Origin of the sequence: Curtobacterium sp. UNCCL17 (assembly GCF_000686685.1) — a bacterium.
Lineage (GTDB): Bacteria > Actinomycetota > Actinomycetes > Actinomycetales > Microbacteriaceae > Curtobacterium > Curtobacterium flaccumfaciens.
This window is the reverse complement of the sequence record NZ_KK366002.1, coordinates 20,558-35,677: the sequence shown is the minus strand read 5'-3', so window position 1 is coordinate 35,677 and position 15,120 is coordinate 20,558. Positions and strand designations below refer to the sequence as shown.

Sequence of the window (15,120 nt, the reverse complement as noted above, 5' to 3'; positions counted from 1 at the left end):
CCGTGCGGAAACCCCGAAACCTCGGTTCATTGCCAGAGAGGCCGTCCGGTTCCGCCTACAGTGTCGGATGTGTGGCGAGCGGACAGGGTGACCGACGGTGAGGACGACGTGAACGACGACGTCCCCGTCGAGGGTGCCCGCGCGCGCCCCGACGACGATCGAGACGAGCAGCAGGACGTGGACCAGGAACGGACCGACGACGAGCCGGACCGCACGCTCCGCCCGGAGCTGCAGATGACGAGCCCGCAGGCGATCAGCCTCGGCGACCCGCGGTTGCAGGCCGGCAACGCGGCCGAACCGACGTGGGACGGCTGGCGCACCCAGCTGACCGGTGTCGGCGGCACGAGCCCGCTCACGCACTTCAGTGACCACCCGCGCGCCCGCATCGAGCTCTCGACCACCCACCCGGGCGGTCTCGCGCAGTTCATCACCGGCAAGACGACCCTGCTGTCCAGCCTGATCCGCGACGAGGTGGCGCTCCGTGCCGCCCGCGTGGCCGCCGGACACGTCGAGGCGAAGGGCACCGAGCTGGCCACCGTGCGCGGCATCGACGCCGTGAAGCTCGGCATCGGCATGGCCGACTGGAAGCACGGCGACGAGCAGTTCCGCGGCCCGGTGCTCCTGCGCCCCCTGGCGATCCGCCGGCACGGACGCGACTTCGAGGTGCGCCTGCTCGGCGAACCGGTGCTCAACCCGGGCCTCGCCGACGCGCTGCACGAGCAGTTCGGGGTCATCCTCGACGCGCAGTCCTTCGTGGCCCTCGCGCAGCAGGACGGCTCCTTCACGCCGAACCCCGTCATCGACCGCCTGCGTGGCCTGACCGCGCACATCCCCGGCTTCTCGGTGCACGCCCGACTCGTGGTGTCCACCTTCGCCGAGGTCGCGACCGGCATGGTCGAGGACACCGGCGACCTGTCGCACCCCGTGCTCGACGCCCTCGCCGGCAACCCGAGCGCGAAGTGGCAGGTCGAGCAGTCCTACCACCCGGTCGAGCAGACCCCGTCGGACGAGCGCAGCCCGGAGACCGACACGCTCCTGCTCGACGCCGACGACGAGCAGGAGAACGTGATCGCGCAGATCACGGCCGGCAACTCCATCGTCGTGAAGACCCTTCCAGGCACCGGTGGCACCCAGACCATCGTGAACGCCCTGGGTGGCCTGGTCGCCGCGAACAAGCGCGTGCTCGTCGTGAGCCCGCGCCGCGCGACCCTGCGGGGCATCGCCGCCCGCTTCGGTGAGGTCCAGCTGCCCGGGGTCGCGGTCACGCCGTCGACCCTGCGCCGCGACGTCGTCCGTGCCATCGCCCGGAACGAGAAGGCCGCGCGTCCGAACCTCCGCGAGGTCGACGACGCACTGGTCCGCCTGCGCAAGGTGCTGAAGGACTACCGCGGATCGCTCACCCGCAAGGACCCCGACTTCGGCGTCTCGGTGCTCGACTGCCTGGTGGAGCTGTCGCGCCTTTCGCTGCTGCCCGTCGCCCCGTCGACCACCGCGCGCCTGTCGAAGCAGTCCGTCGCCTCGATGGTCGACGGCCGTTCGCGCGTCGCCGAGACGATGGTCAGCGCCGCGAACCTCGGTGAGTTCCGCTACGGCCCCGACGACTCGCCCTGGTACGGCGCGAAGTTCGGTTCGAGCGACGGTGCCCAGCGTGCGCACCGCATCGCGAAGGACCTCGACGCCGACGGCCTGCCGACCCTGCTCCGCCGCGCCCACGACCTGGTGAGCTCGACGCACATGCGCCAGTTCACGACGATCAACGAGCTCGGCATCTACCTGCGCCTGCTCACCGAGATCCGTGACACGCTCGACCGCTTCCTGCCGGTGGTCTTCGACCGCTCGGTGTCCGAGCTCGTGGCCGCCACCGCCCCCCGCGGCGAGGGCGCCCCGATGTCGTCGACGAACCGTCGCCGGCTCAAGAAGCTCGCCCGCGAGTACGTCCGCCCGGGCGTGCACGTGTCCGACCTGCACGAGGCCCTGACCCGGGTCCAGCAGCAGCGGGTGCTCTGGCAGCGCTACGTCGCCGCCGGCGTGAACCCCGAGGTGCCCACGGGCATCGCCGACGTCCAGGTCCTGTTCTCGAACGTCGCCGAGGACCTCGCGCGCCTCGACGAGCCGCTGGGCCGCACCGAGCGTGACCGCCAGCTCGCGAACACCCCGGTCGACCAGCTCGTCCCGACCATCGCCGAACTCGCGGCCGAATCCGACGTCCTGCACAACCTGCAGGAGCGCACCGAGCTCATGCAGACCCTTCGCGACCTGCAGCTCGAGCCGCTCATCACCGACCTGGCAAACCGGCACGTGCCGGACGTGCAAGTGCCGGCCGAGCTCGAGCTCGCCTGGTGGCAGTCCGCCCTCGAGACCATGCTCGAGTCCGACCGGGCCCTGCTCGGCGCGAACACCGACATGCTCGACCGGGTCGAGGCCGACTTCCGCCTGGTGGACGACGCCCACGCGGCCGGGGTCTCCCAGGGCCTCGCGTGGCAGCTCGCCGAGAACTGGAAGGTCGGTCTCGTCGACTGGCCCGAGGAAGCGACGGCCCTCAAGACCCAGCTCCGCGACGGCGCGATCACCTCGCGCCTGCTGCAGGACTCCGCACCGCACCTGTCCCGGTCGATCGCACCCATCTGGCTCGCCAGCCCGTACGAGGTGCCGCAGATCGCCGACACGATGCCCTTCGACACCGTGATCCTGGTCGACGCCGGCGCCGTGACGATCGCCGAGACCGTCGGTGCCGTCCGTCGTGCCCGGCAGACCGTCGTGTTCGGTGACCCGGTCACCCAGACGCCGTCGCCGTTCCGCATCGCCGTGGACCCCGAGCACCGGGCGCTGCAGGTCGACGAGGGCACGCTCGACGCGTTCCACGCCGACTCCGCCCTGGCGAAGCTGTCCACCCTGCTGCCGACCCTGTCGCTGTCGCGGTCGTACCGCGCCGGCGGCGAGGACCTCGCCGAGCTCGTGAACCGTCGCTTCTACGGCGGCAAGATCGAGTCCCTGCCGTGGGCCGGCTCGTTCCTCGGCCACGGGTCGATCGCGCTCGACTACGTCAGCGACGGCAAGGCCGTCCCGGACCCCGAGTCCGGTGCCGTCGAGAGCGTCGACGCCGAGGTGGACCGCGTGGTCCGGCTCGTCATCGACCACGCCCGCACCCGTCCGACCGAGTCGCTCATGGTCATCACCGCGTCGGCGAAGCACGCCGTGCGCGTCGAGCAGGCCGTGCTGACCGCCGCCCAGGGCCACAAGGACCTGACCGAGTTCGTCATCGGCGACCGTGCCGAGCCGTTCATCGTGGCGACGCTCGAGCAGTCGGTGGCGCAGAGCCGCGACCGCGTCGTGTTCTCCATCGGCTACGGCCGCACCCCGCACGGCCGTGTGCTGCGTGACTTCGGTCCGCTCGGCAAGCCCGGCGGCGAGCGGCTGCTGGCGGTCGCCATGACCCGCGCGCGTCGCTCGATGGTCATCGTCACCTGCTTCCAGCCGTCGGACATCGAGGCCGAGCGCATGGGCCACGGCACCGTCGCCCTCGCCGAGATCCTGGCCGAGGTGCGTGCCCGGACCACCGCCGAGTACGTGCCGGACGACTCCGACCCGCTGCTCGTCGACCTGGCCCGGCGCCTCGAGATGCGTGGCATCCCGGTGGCGCTCGGACACCGCGGCAAGCTCGGCCTCGTCGCCGCGCACGGCGGGGTGTGCGTCACGATCGAGACCGATGCGTCGCTGGTCAAGGGATCGCTGCGCGAGTCCCTGCGCCTGCGTCCCGAGGTGCTCCGCCGACTCGGCTGGCACTACGTGCGCGTGCACGCGTTCCAGCTGTTCTCCGACCCGGACCGCGTCGCCGACACCGTCGCCGCCGTGCTCGGGGTCGACCGCGGCGCCACGCAGGAGATCTCGATCCCGCCGATCCCCGCCCGCCGGTGAGCACGCAGGATCTCGATCCCAGCGTGTCCACGGTCGGCCCCGCCCGCCGATGAGCCGCCGGGCCTCGCGGCCCGCCGGTCCGGTGACGCCGGAGACGGACCAGCTGGTGGGCACGTGGACCCGGGCCGACGACGCGTCGTCAGCCGCGCCTCCCGGCCCGGCAGCATCGTCCGGACGCGAGACGGCGGACCAGCCGGGAGGCCCGGCGCGGCGCCGCAGACGCGTCACCACCCAGCCGGTGGCGGGCTACGACCCCGCGCCGCCGCCGGAACCGGCGCGGCACCGCGACGGTGAGAACGACGACCAGCTCCGACGCGACGTCCCCCCGCACTGGTAACCGGTAGCCTGGCCCGTGATGACTGACACCGCGCGACAGCGCCCCGACTGGCAGACCTGGCCGAACCTGATCACGCTGTTCCGCCTCGTGCTGATCCCGGTGTTCATCGGCCTCGTCGTCGCCGGCCACCCGGGGTGGGCGCTCGTCGCCCTCGTCGTGATCGGCGTGAGCGACTGGGCGGACGGCTTCATCGCCCGCAAGTTCGACCAGGGGTCCAAGCTCGGCAAGGCGATCGACCCCGTCGCCGACCGCCTGGCCATCATCGCGATCGTGCTGTCCCTGGTGCTCGTCGGCCTGCTGCCCTGGTGGGTGGTGGCGGTCGTGGTGCTCGTCGACCTGGTGCTCGTCGTCCTGTCGAGCGTGCTGTTCCACGGCAACCCGGACCTCGACGTCACGTGGACGGGCAAGATCCGCTCGGCCCTGCTGTTCGTCGGGCTGCCGGTGCTGCTGTTCTCCGCGGTGCACACCGTCGACGAGAACGCACCGTGGGTCCGGGTCGTGGCCCTGGTGTTCGTGTACCTCGGCACAGCGGGCCACGTGCTCGCCGGCGCCCAGTACGCCGTCGCGATGTTCGCGAAGCGCCGCGCGGTCCCCGCCGCCTGACGGGGCCGCCCTCTCCGCAAAACACCGGTGTTCGCGCTGCGCACCGCGGTTTGCGGGTGTGCAGCGCGCGAACACCGGTGTCTTGCAAGGGCGCCGGCGACGGCTCCGGGGCTAGAGCTTCGTCGAGCCGCCGATGCCGGGCCCCTCGGGAGCGTTCGACGGGGCGATGTGCGCGCCCGCGCTCGTGGCACCGCCGGTCTGCGGGCGGAGCAGGTCGCGGATCTCGAGCAGCACCTCGACGTCGGTCGGGGGCACGTCCTGCGGGGTCTGCTCCTCGTCGTTCTTGACGCGCTCGAACGCCGCCTTCTTCAGGTGGTTGACGGGCACGACCAGCGCGAAGTACACGACCGCGGCGACGATGACGAAGTTCAGGACGGCGCCGATGATCGCGCCGAACTTCAGTTCTGCGTCACCGCCGGAGAACGTGGGGATCGCCACGACCAGCGCCTTGTCGAGGCTCGAGGCGTTAAACACCGCACCGATGAGCGGGTTGATCAGGGCGCTGACGATCGTGCTGACGATCGCGGTGAACGCCGCACCGATGACGACTGCGACGGCCAGGTCGATGACGTTGCCGCGGAGCAGGAACTCCTTGAAGCCCTTCATACGAGGGTCTCCTTCCGGGTCGAGGACGGCCGCCGAGTGGCGACGCGCCCCAACCTATCCGGAGAGCGCAGGCCGCGTCAGGACGCGGCGGGCTTCGAGCCGCTGGGCTTCGACTCGGCCTTCTTCGCCGGCTCGGACTTCTTCGGCTCGGACTTCGCGGGGGTGCTCGACGAGCCCTCGGACTTCGGGGCCGGACGCGAGTCGGTGCGGTAGAAACCACCACCGTTGAAGGTCACGCCGACGGGGGAGAACACCTTCCGCAGGACGCCGCCGCAGACCGGGCACTCCGTCAGGGTGGCGTCGGAGAAGGACTGCTTGATGTCGAACGCGTTGTCGCACTCGGTGCAACGGTACGAGTAGGTGGGCACGTCAGCTCCGGAACGTGATGATGCGCGACGGCGTGATGATGCCGTCAACGGGTTCGTCGTGGGGTTCGCGCGGGACCTCGTCGAGGTACTCCGCGTCGAAGATCACAGCATAGACGGGCGGGCGGTTCGCCATGGACCCGAGGGTCTTGTCGTAGTAGCCGCGGCCCCAGCCCATGCGGACGCCGTCGTGCCCGACCGCCGCCGCCGGGGCGAGGATCGCGTCGACGTCGTTGATCGCGAGCGGGGACAGGACCTCGCCGACCACCTCGGGCAGGCCGAGCAGGCTCTCGGTTTCGCTCTCGCCATCGCCGACGGCCCAGTCGAGCAGCCCGTCCTCGCGGGTGACCGGCAGCAGCACGCGGATGCCCTGCCCGAACGCCCAGTTCAGGAACGGGCGGACGTTCGGCTCGTCCGGTGCGGACAGGTACAGGCCGATGGACGTCACCTGGCGTTCCTCGACGAAGCGCTGCAGGGTCGCGGTCAGGGTCTGGGTGTCCGCGTCGCGTTCGGTCGTGGTCCGGGTGCGCCGCCGCTGCCGGAGTTCGGCTCGCAGGGCGCGCTTCTCGTTCCCGAGATCGGCGATCATGGGCAGGAGTCTACCGAGGGGGCACGGTTGCGGCTTCCCGCCGGGAACCCGCGGGGTCCCGTGTCCCCCGGAGCGACGACATGCCCTCGAAAGGGGGATCGGATACGGTCTGACCATGGGCTTCCAGATTTCGAAGGCGGTGATCCCGGCCGCAGGGCTGGGTACCCGCTTCCTCCCCGCGACCAAGGCGATGCCGAAGGAGATGCTCCCCGTCGTCGACAAGCCGGCCATCCAGTACGTGGTGGAAGAGGCTGTCGGTGCCGGGCTGACCGACGTGCTGATGATCACCGGGCGCAACAAGAACGCGCTCGAGAACCACTTCGACCACGTGTCGGAGCTCGAGGAGACCCTCCGCAAGAAGGGCGACCACGAGAAGCTGCAGAAGGTGAACCAGTCGACGGACCTCGCCGACATGCACTACGTGCGGCAGGGCGACCCGCTCGGCCTCGGCCACGCGGTGCTCCGCGCGAAGATGCACGTCGGCCGCGAGCCGTTCGCCGTGCTCCTCGGTGACGACATCATCGACGCCCGTGACCCGCTGCTCCAGCGCATGATCGAGGTCCAGGGCGAGAAGAACGCCACCATCGTGGCCCTGCTCGAGGTCCCCGAGTCGCAGACCCACCTGTACGGCATCGCCACGGTCGAGCCGACCGACACCGACGACGTGGTGAAGATCACCGGGCTCGTCGAGAAGCCCCCGCAGGGCGAGGCGCCCTCGAACCTGGCCATCATCGGCCGCTACGTCATCCGTCCCGAGGTCTTCGACGTCCTCGAGAAGCAGGAGCCGGGCAAGGGCGGCGAGATCCAGCTGACCGACGCGCTCATGAAGATGGCGAGCGCCGAAGAGTGGACCGGCGGCGTGTACGGCGTCGTGTTCCGTGGACGCCGGTACGACACCGGTGACAAACTCGACTACATCAAGGCGATCGTGCAGCTCGCCTCGGACCGCGATGACCTCGGCCCCGACCTCAAGTCGTGGCTGAAGGAGTTCAACGCGGGCGAATAGTCGGCCATCCCGCTCGGGTCCGTCACATGACGAACCCGAGCGGGACACCCCGTCCCGCACAGCGGCGGGACCCCGGAGGAACCCAGCGATGACGACGATCCCGACCCTGTCCCACGGGCGGGTCACCATCCGGCCCCTCCGGCTCCGCGACACCCGCGACCTCGACGCGGCACTCGCGACGAACCGCTCGTGGCTCCGCACCTGGGAGGCCACGAACCCCTCCGGACACGTCTCCACCGACGTCCGCGGCAGCATCCGCGCGCTCCAGGCCAACGCCCGCGCGGGACTCGGACTCCCGTTCGCGATGGAGCTCGACGGCCGCTTCGTCGGTCAGCTCAACGTCTCCGGCATCTCCTACGGCTCGCTCGCGAGTGCCTCCATCGGCTACTGGGTCGTCGAGGACGCCGCCGGCCACAACGTGACGCCGATCTCGGTCGCCCTCGCCGTCGACCACTGCTTCCGGTCGCTCGGCGTGCACCGGATCGAGATCTGCATCCGGCCGGAGAACGCCCCGAGCCTGCGCGTCGTGGAGAAGCTCGGCTTCCGGTACGAGGGACTCCGTCGCCGCTACATCCACATCAACGGGGACTGGCGCGACCACTTCTGCTTCGCGCTGGTGGCGGAGGAGGTCCGCGGCGGCGTCCTCGAGCGCTGGGTCCAGGGGCAGGTGCCTCCCGGTGTGGGGACCGTTCCCCTTGCCGCACGCGACGAGGCCGCGATGCCGCTGGACACGACGCCCCGCATCTGACGGGCCGCCTGTCACGGGCCTGGAGGCGCGGCTCGCCCCCGCAGATTCGCCCCCGACACGCGCAACACGCGTCCGGCAATCACGCGGCGCGGGAACCGCCGCCCCTACCGTGTTCGCATGGCAGGAATCGGCTCGTGGGGTGGCGGCATCGTCCTGCTCGTCGCGGCCGTCCTCTGGCTCGTCTACCTGATGCCGTCGTGGGCCGCCCGCCGCCAGTACCTGGCCACCGAGCGGAACGCCATCCGGCTGCAGCAGACCCTCCGGATCCTCGCGCAGACCGCCGAGCTGCCGGACGAGGTCCGCATCGAGATGAACGCGAAGTCCCTCGCCCAGGCGCAGCGCGTCGCCCGGTCCGAAGAGGCCAAGCGCACCGCCATCGTCCGAGCCCACGAAGCGGCGCGGCAGCGTGAGATCACCCGCCGCCTGGCCGAGCAGGCCCCGGTGCTCGAGCGGGCGTCCGCCGTGCCGGCCCTGACCGCGATGCGCATGCGCCGTTCCCGGCTCGGGGCGACCCTGTTCGGCACGCTCGGCATCGTCGTGGCCCTCGTGGTGTTCGTCGCGGCACCGTCGCTCTGGCTCGTCGGTGTCGCAGGCCTCGTCGCCGCCGGTGGGTCCGCAGCGGTCCTGGCCCAGCTGCACCAGGTGGCGACGGCGCGGAAGCAGCGTCTCGCGGCCGGCGAGACGGGCGCGACCCGCGCCTCCCGGCCGGCCACCGCCTGGACCGACCCGGCCCCGCCCCTGTCGACCGAGCAGCCCGCTGCACCCGCTGCGGACCGCTCGTGGACCCCGAACCACGTGCCCAAGCCCCTCTACGTGGAGCGGCCGAGCGCACCGGCTGCATCGCCCGAGTCGTCGGCGGAACTCGCCGCGCGGTTGAAGGAGCGCGTCGCCGCGGCCAAGGCGGAACCCGAGGCCGAAGCGGCGGCGATCCGGGCGGGGGAGTCCGACCCGTCGCTGGCGTGGGTCTCGCGGATGCGACCCGAGCTCGAGGAAGCTGCGGCATCGCTGTCCGCGCACGACCAGGGGCGTCTGGCCGAGCGGCTCGGGCTGCGGGCGCCCGCTGCTCCTGCTGCCGCTGCCGCTGCCGCTGCCGCTGCCGCTGCCGCTGCTGCTGCTCCCGCTGCCGACGAACCCGCCGCTCCGGCCGGTCCGCCGAGCAAGTGGGCCGGCATGGGGGTCCTCGACGACGACGCCTACCAGCAGGCCGACCTCGACGCGATCATGCGACGGCGCCGCGCGGTCTGACCCGCGGCACGCCCGACGGGCCACCTGCGATTTCGGCTGGGCCGACCGAGGGTGCTAATGTGATCGAGCACTTGGGGCTATGGCGCAGTTGGTAGCGCGTCTCGTTCGCAATGAGAAGGTCAGGGGTTCGAATCCCCTTAGCTCCACCAGGTAGCAACACGAACGGCCCGGAACCCACAGGTTCCGGGCCGTTCTGCCGTTGTCGGGCTGTTCGTCGTGCGTCAGCCCGCGATGCTCTCCGTCAGCACGCCGGACTGCGCGAAGGTGGTGTGGATGGCGTTCGCGGCCTGCTCGAAGGCCCGGTTGCCGCGCGAGATGCCGAGCGCTCCGCCCTTGATCGCGGACTTGCCGGAGCCGCGCAGCAGCCGGGCGACGGTGCGGCCGTCCGGGGCGATCATGATCTGCACGTCCAGGCGGGTGTGGAACGTGCGGTCGTTCGCCATGCCGCCGATGAGCAGCGTCAGGCCGAGGCTGCCGCGGGTCGCACGGAGTGAACCCTGCTCGGCGTCGTCGACGGTGTAGCCCTCGCGGGACAGGGCCTCGCGCACCTGTGCACGGGCGGTCTCGGGGTCGGTCGCGACGAAGAAGTCGTGGCTCTCGGGCATGTGTGTGTTCCTTCCGAACGGGTCCGCTGGGACACGGAGGACGCTCGCCCCCGAAGACGATCATGCCGTGTCGGAACGACGGAGGTGTCGCTTAAGCTGGTCGTGTCATGACTGCCTCGATGAACCGCCGCGCACTCCTGTCCCTCGCCGGCGTCGCCGGGATCGGACTCGCCGTCGCGGCGTGCTCCTCCGGCAGTGACAAGGGCGGCGGCTCGGGCAAGGGCTCGGGCAACGGCTCGGGCGGCGGGCGCGGGAGCTCCGGTGGTGGCGACGAGACGTCGACGACGACGGCGAAGCCCGTCGCGAAGTCCCTCACTCCGGCGCAGGTCCCGCTCGCCGGTGGCGTCACGGTCACCGTGACGGGGACCGGACTCGCCGCCGTCAAGGGCGTCACCGTCGGCGGAGTCGCGGCGCGTGACGTGCAGGCCACCGCGTCGAAGGTGAGCTTCACGGCACCGCACCAGGCGATGTACACGGCCGGCGACGCCGACGTCGCACTCTTCACGTCCGCGATCGAGCCGACCCCGTCGGCGAACCGGTCCTCGGACGGCAACGGCAGCGCCGCGAACGACGGGCAGAGCGGCGCCACCCAGGACACCGCGGCCGCGTCGCCGACGCCGACCGCCGCCCGGACGCCCGCCGCGGGCAGCGCGGTCGCCTCGAGCACCCTCGCCTACGCCGCACTGACCGACGTCGACCGGCAGCTCGCCTACGCGATGCGGTACTGGAAGGACTACAACCTCGCCGAGTACGGCACGATGAACCCCATCGGCGGCGACTGCGCGAACTACGTCAGCCAGACGCTCATCGCCCGTGGGTGGGAGCAGCGGTCCGACTGGTACAACCGGGCCGCCGGTGCCGAGCACAGCGCGACGTGGACCTACTGCCCGACGATGGACCCCTGGCTCGCGGACAACGCGGGCGAGTTCGGGCTCACCCGGCGTTCCTCGGACGAGCGCGACAAGGTCAAGGTCGGCGACATCGTGTTCTTCGACTGGAACGCCAACGGCTCACCCGACCACACCACCATCGTGTCCGAGGTCTTCACCGAGCCCGACGGCACCATCCGCATCAAGTCGGCGAGCCACAACCAGGACGGCCCCTACCGCGACCTCGACGAGATGATCACGGTGCAGCACCCCGGCGGATCGGCCTGGTTCCACACGTTCGACGCGTAGCGCTCACCAGGCCCGCAAGACACCGGTGTTCGCGCGTCGCACCGCGGTCTGCGCGTGTTCAACCGGCGAACACCGGGGTCTTGCAGAGGCGCGGACCAGCACCGCTCACGGGTACCCGAGGAACCACAGCAGCACGATCGCGACCGGCTGCAGGCACACCCCGACGACCAGCCACGTCACCGCCCGCCGCCGCGTCCCCACGAACACGTCCGACCCGAGCAACGGCGCCATCGGCATGAGCAACCGCGGCAACGACTGCTGCGGCAGGAACACCGCCACCAGGTACAGCCCGTAGGACGCCGTGAACGCGAGCACGTCGGTGCCCAGGGCCCGGGTGCTCCTGCGCGAGAAGAACCACACCGCGCCGGCGAGCACCACCACGACGAGTCCGATGCCGAGCGGCCCGAGCCACGTCGACGCCATCGTGAACCACGGCGTCAGCGGTGCGAAGTGCTGGCGACCGACGAACCCCACCCACCACGACAGCTCGGTGTCCAGGTACGCGTTCGGTCGCCCGGTCACGGCCGTCGCGATGACGGGCCACGCCAGTCCCGCAGCCGCGACGACCATGCCGGTCACCACGATCGCGATCCGGTCGCGCCACGGGAACGCGTCCTGCTGCCGGCGCCAGGCCACCCACCGCAGGACCAGGTGCACGGCCAGTGCCAGCGCCAGCGCGAGGACCCCGGGCTTCGTGAACGCCGCCACGACACCGAGCGGGGCGATCAGCCAGTACCGTCGCCGGACCAGGGCGAGCAGGGCGCCGAACAGCAGCACGAGCAGCAGACTCTCCGCGTAGGCGACCTGCAGCAGGAACCCCGTCGGCGCGAACGCGAACAGTGCGGTCGCCCAGCGGGCCCGGTGCGAACACCCGACGGCGAGCACCAGCCGGTACAGCAGCACGCAGGCGCCCGCTCCGGCGATCGACGCCACCAGGACCCCGGCGACCCAGAACGACGCTCCGGTCAGCGTCATCACGACCCGCACCACCGCGGGGAACACCGGCAGGAACGCCCACGCGTTCGGCAGGACGTGCCCGGAGTCATCGGTCGGCAGCGTCGCCGGGTACCCGTGCTCGGCGATGATCCGGTAGAACGAGGCGTCCCACGAGCCCGAGAACGTGAAGAACGAGGGATCCTGCCGGTACGAGGCGAACGGCCAGCCGTTCGCGGTCGCCAGCAGGTACACGGTCGCCAGCAGCACGGTGCTGACCACCCGCGAGCCCGCCCAGATCAGCAACGGTGCGGTCCAGGCGCTGCGCCGTCCGGTCAGCAGGCTGCGGAACCCCCGCCTGGAGGCCCGGCTCGCTTCCGTCACGTTCGTCACCCGCCCGATCCTCCCAGACCGCGGGCCGCGCCCCGCATCGCGGGCCGTCCCGCGTCCGCCGCGAGGCAACCTGTGTGCATCGTGAGCAGTAATGGTCGGGTCCGTCTGCCGGACCCGACCATTCCTGCTCACGAAGTGCGGGCCTCCCGGCTAGCGCCCCGTGACCGCGCGACGGATCTGCTCGATCGGCACCTTCGGCGACCGGTCGGCGTTGAGCAGGCCGTTGGTCTCCTGCATGGTGTCGGTGAGCTGCGTGTAGCAGGACCCGGCGAGGAACGAGCTCGCACGGATCGCGTCGTACAGCGCGGTGATGCGGGCGACCCAGTCGTCGCCGTCAGTGGCCGACGTGTAGCCCCAGCCGTCCTCGCGCTGGACGCCCGGCTGGTAGTTCACGCCCCCGAACTCGGTGAGCATGACCGGCTGGCCGAGGTCCTCGGCGCCGCCGACCAGGATGCGGCGATCCGCCGGACCGATGCCACCGAGGAGTCGGGCCCGTGCGGTCTCGTCCGCGTAGGTGGCCGCGAGCCGGGGGCCGTCGCCCTCGTAGTCGTGGATCGTGACGATGTCGGAGTTCGTGTGCTCCCACCCGTCGTTCGAGATCACCGGACGCGTCGGGTCCAATGCCCGCGTGACGTCGGCGAGGGCCCGGGCGTAGGCCTGCTGGGCCGGGTCGGTGGCGATGTGCTGCACGCCCCAGCTCTCGTTGGCGGGCACCCACGTGACGATCGACGGGTGCGAGGCGTCACGATCGACGGCGTCCATCCACTCGCGCATCAGACGCTGCACGGCGCGGGGGGAGAACGCGTAGGCGCCGGGAGCCTCACCCCACACCATGAGTCCGAGTCGGTCGGCCCAGTACAGGAACCGCGGGTCCTCGATCTTCTGGTGGTTGCGGGCCGCGTTGAAGCCGAGCTCCTTGATGAGTTCGACCTCGCGGCGGAGTGCCTGGCGGGACGGGGCGGCGATGTGCGACTCGGGCCAGTAGCCCTGGTTCAGGACGCTGCGGACGTCGTGGCGTCGGCCGTTGAGCAGGAACGCGCCGCCGTCGACCCCGACCGTCCGGATCCCGAAGTAGCTGGCGACGGCGTCGAGCGCGCCCGTGCTCGCTGTCGTGGCGTTGCCGGCGCTCGGCAGCAGCGTGACCGTGGCGTCGATCAGCCGGGGCGTGTCCGGCGTCCAGTGCAGCTCGTCCTCGGCCTGCCCGTTCGTCTGCCGCGCGATCGGCACGACCACGTCGAACTCGTCGCCGGTCTCGCCGACGGTGGTCTCGATCGTGGCGAGGTGCTCGTCGCGGTCGTCCCAGCGGGCCTCGATGCGCAGGCGCTCGCCGCCGGTGCGGTGACCGTCGAGCCGGACCGTCAGGCGCATGGTCGCGTGGTCGACGTTCGTCCAGCGCAGGGACGCGATCGAGGCGGTCGGCACGGCCTCGAGCCAGACCGTCTGCCAGATCCCGGTGGTCCGGCGGTACCAGATCGCGTGCGGGTCCTCGTGCCAGTCCTGCTTGCCGCGCGGCTGGGTCAGGTCGTGCGGGTCGTCCTCGGCGCGGACCACCAGGGTGTGCACGGCGTCGGGGTCGGCCGCCAGGGCTTCGGTGACGTCGAAGGAGAACGGGGTGTGGCCGCCCTCGTGTCCGCCGATGAACTGCCCGTCGATCCAGACGCGGGCACGGTGGTCGACGGCGCCGAAGTGCAGGACGAGTCGAGGGGCGCCGTCGCCGAACCCGGCGGCGTCGAGCTCGGAGCGGGTGATCGCACGGGAGTACCAGACCACGGGGTGGAAGCCGGGCTCGTCGATGCCCGAGGCCGGGGACTCGGGCGGGAACGGGACGACGATGTCCCGTGCGTCGGCGAAGCCCGTGTGCCAGGCGGGGTCGTCGCCGTCGTTCCGGAACGACCACGTGCCGTCGAGATCGGCCCACGCGGTGCGGAGCATCTGCGGCCGGGGGTACGTGCCGTCCTGCCGCGAAGCGAGGGGGAGGCCGGGGGCGGAAGCGGAGTCAGGTGCGGCCACGGTGCCGTCGAGCGTGCTCATGCGTCCATGCTCCCGTGCCGGTACATCGTTGTAAAGAGGGAGCCGGGATTGCGCGGAACAGGTTCGGCGGGGCTCTCGTCGAGCGGTCGCTCAGTCGATCGCGGCGTCGCGGGTGAGCACCATGACGTCCATCCGTCCCTGCTGGACGACCACGCCGTGCTGGTTCCGCAGCGCCACCGCCCGCTCGACGATCCCGGTCGTGCCCGAACTCGTCAGCCGGGTGCCCAGGACCTCGACGGTGCAGGTCACGGTGTCCCCGATGAACACGGGCTCGGTGAAGCGCCACTGGTCGATCCCGAGCAGTGCCACCGCGGACCCCTCGAACACGCCCGTGCGCGCGATGAGCCCGAGGCACAGCGAGGTGCCGAGCAGCCCGTGCACGATCCGCTGCCCGTACCGGGTCTTCCCGGCGAACTCGACGTCCGTGTGCACCTGGTTGTTGTCGTTCGTCCACGAGGCGAACGACACCACGTCCGCCTCGGTGATGGTGCGCCCCGGTGTGGTGAAGGTCTGTCCGGCAGCGAGGTCCTCGAAGTAGTGCGGCACGGCCCGATTCTCGCACCCGG

The 15,120-nt window shown here is 71.4% G+C and carries 13 protein-coding genes and 1 tRNA gene; 7 read left to right on the top strand and 7 right to left on the bottom strand.

The window, feature by feature from the left end:
- The first annotated feature begins 87 nt into the window (after nucleotides 1–87).
- Nucleotides 88–3,915, top strand: a complete 3,828-nt coding sequence (locus BR70_RS0113935) for an ATP-binding protein (protein WP_027466564.1) — start codon at nucleotides 88–90, stop codon at nucleotides 3,913–3,915.
- 355 nt (nucleotides 3,916–4,270) lie between these two features.
- Complete coding sequence (locus tag BR70_RS21060) at nucleotides 4,271–4,855, top strand: CDP-alcohol phosphatidyltransferase family protein (protein ID WP_051596961.1); 585 nt, start codon at nucleotides 4,271–4,273, stop codon at nucleotides 4,853–4,855.
- A 111-nt stretch (nucleotides 4,856–4,966) separates the two neighbouring features.
- On the opposite strand, the gene mscL is transcribed toward BR70_RS21060, so the two are convergent.
- The 3 genes from mscL to BR70_RS0113910 all read right to left on the bottom strand — a co-directional run bounded on the left by mscL (nucleotide 4,967) and on the right by BR70_RS0113910 (nucleotide 6,415).
- Entirely contained in the window at nucleotides 4,967–5,461 is a 495-nt protein-coding gene (gene mscL / locus BR70_RS0113920) for a large conductance mechanosensitive channel protein MscL (RefSeq protein WP_027466563.1), read from the bottom strand.
- 77 nt (nucleotides 5,462–5,538) lie between these two features.
- A complete protein-coding gene (locus BR70_RS0113915) occupies nucleotides 5,539–5,829 on the bottom strand; it encodes an FmdB family zinc ribbon protein (protein WP_027466562.1) in 291 nt (96 codons plus the stop codon).
- 1 nt (nucleotide 5,830) lies between these two features.
- Nucleotides 5,831–6,415, bottom strand: coding sequence for a 5-formyltetrahydrofolate cyclo-ligase (locus tag BR70_RS0113910; protein ID WP_027466561.1), 585 nt, complete (start codon nucleotides 6,413–6,415; stop codon nucleotides 5,831–5,833).
- Between the two features lie 115 nt (nucleotides 6,416–6,530).
- On the opposite strand from BR70_RS0113910, the gene galU reads away from it, so the two are divergent.
- From galU to BR70_RS0113890, 4 genes are all read left to right on the top strand, one after another.
- Nucleotides 6,531–7,421, top strand: coding sequence for a UTP--glucose-1-phosphate uridylyltransferase GalU (galU, locus tag BR70_RS0113905; RefSeq protein ID WP_027466560.1), 891 nt, complete (start codon nucleotides 6,531–6,533; stop codon nucleotides 7,419–7,421).
- Between the two features lie 88 nt (nucleotides 7,422–7,509).
- Complete coding sequence (locus tag BR70_RS0113900; protein WP_017887986.1) at nucleotides 7,510–8,169, top strand: GNAT family N-acetyltransferase; 660 nt, start codon at nucleotides 7,510–7,512, stop codon at nucleotides 8,167–8,169.
- Nucleotides 8,170–8,286: 117 nt separating this feature from the next.
- A complete protein-coding gene (locus BR70_RS0113895) occupies nucleotides 8,287–9,414 on the top strand; it encodes a hypothetical protein (protein ID WP_027466559.1) in 1,128 nt (375 codons plus the stop codon).
- A gap of 73 nt (nucleotides 9,415–9,487) precedes the next feature.
- Nucleotides 9,488–9,563: transfer RNA gene (locus BR70_RS0113890), tRNA-Ala, on the top strand.
- Nucleotides 9,564–9,635: 72 nt separating this feature from the next.
- Here BR70_RS0113890 and BR70_RS0113885 read toward each other — a convergent pair.
- Nucleotides 9,636–10,019 carry a response regulator gene (locus tag BR70_RS0113885; protein ID WP_027466558.1) on the bottom strand — a complete coding sequence of 128 codons (384 nt, stop codon included), beginning with the start codon at nucleotides 10,017–10,019 and terminating at the stop codon, nucleotides 9,636–9,638.
- 107 nt (nucleotides 10,020–10,126) lie between these two features.
- On the opposite strand from BR70_RS0113885, the gene BR70_RS21055 reads away from it, so the two are divergent.
- Complete coding sequence (locus tag BR70_RS21055) at nucleotides 10,127–11,197, top strand: amidase domain-containing protein (RefSeq protein ID WP_051596960.1); 1,071 nt, start codon at nucleotides 10,127–10,129, stop codon at nucleotides 11,195–11,197.
- A 105-nt stretch (nucleotides 11,198–11,302) separates the two neighbouring features.
- Here the strand turns inward: BR70_RS21055 and BR70_RS0113875 are convergent, their stop codons facing one another.
- From BR70_RS0113875 to BR70_RS0113865, 3 genes are all read right to left on the bottom strand, one after another.
- Nucleotides 11,303–12,523: a hypothetical protein gene (locus tag BR70_RS0113875; RefSeq protein WP_027466557.1), complete on the bottom strand. Its 1,221-nt coding sequence runs from the start codon at nucleotides 12,521–12,523 to the stop codon at nucleotides 11,303–11,305.
- Between the two features lie 150 nt (nucleotides 12,524–12,673).
- The gene (locus tag BR70_RS0113870) at nucleotides 12,674–14,554 is read right to left on the bottom strand and encodes a glycoside hydrolase family 2 protein (protein WP_027466556.1); all 1,881 of its coding nucleotides are present in this window, start codon (nucleotides 14,552–14,554) and stop codon (nucleotides 12,674–12,676) included.
- A gap of 90 nt (nucleotides 14,555–14,644) precedes the next feature.
- A complete protein-coding gene (locus BR70_RS0113865; protein ID WP_027466555.1) occupies nucleotides 14,645–15,100 on the bottom strand; it encodes a MaoC/PaaZ C-terminal domain-containing protein in 456 nt (151 codons plus the stop codon).
- Nucleotides 15,101–15,120 lie beyond the last annotated feature (20 nt).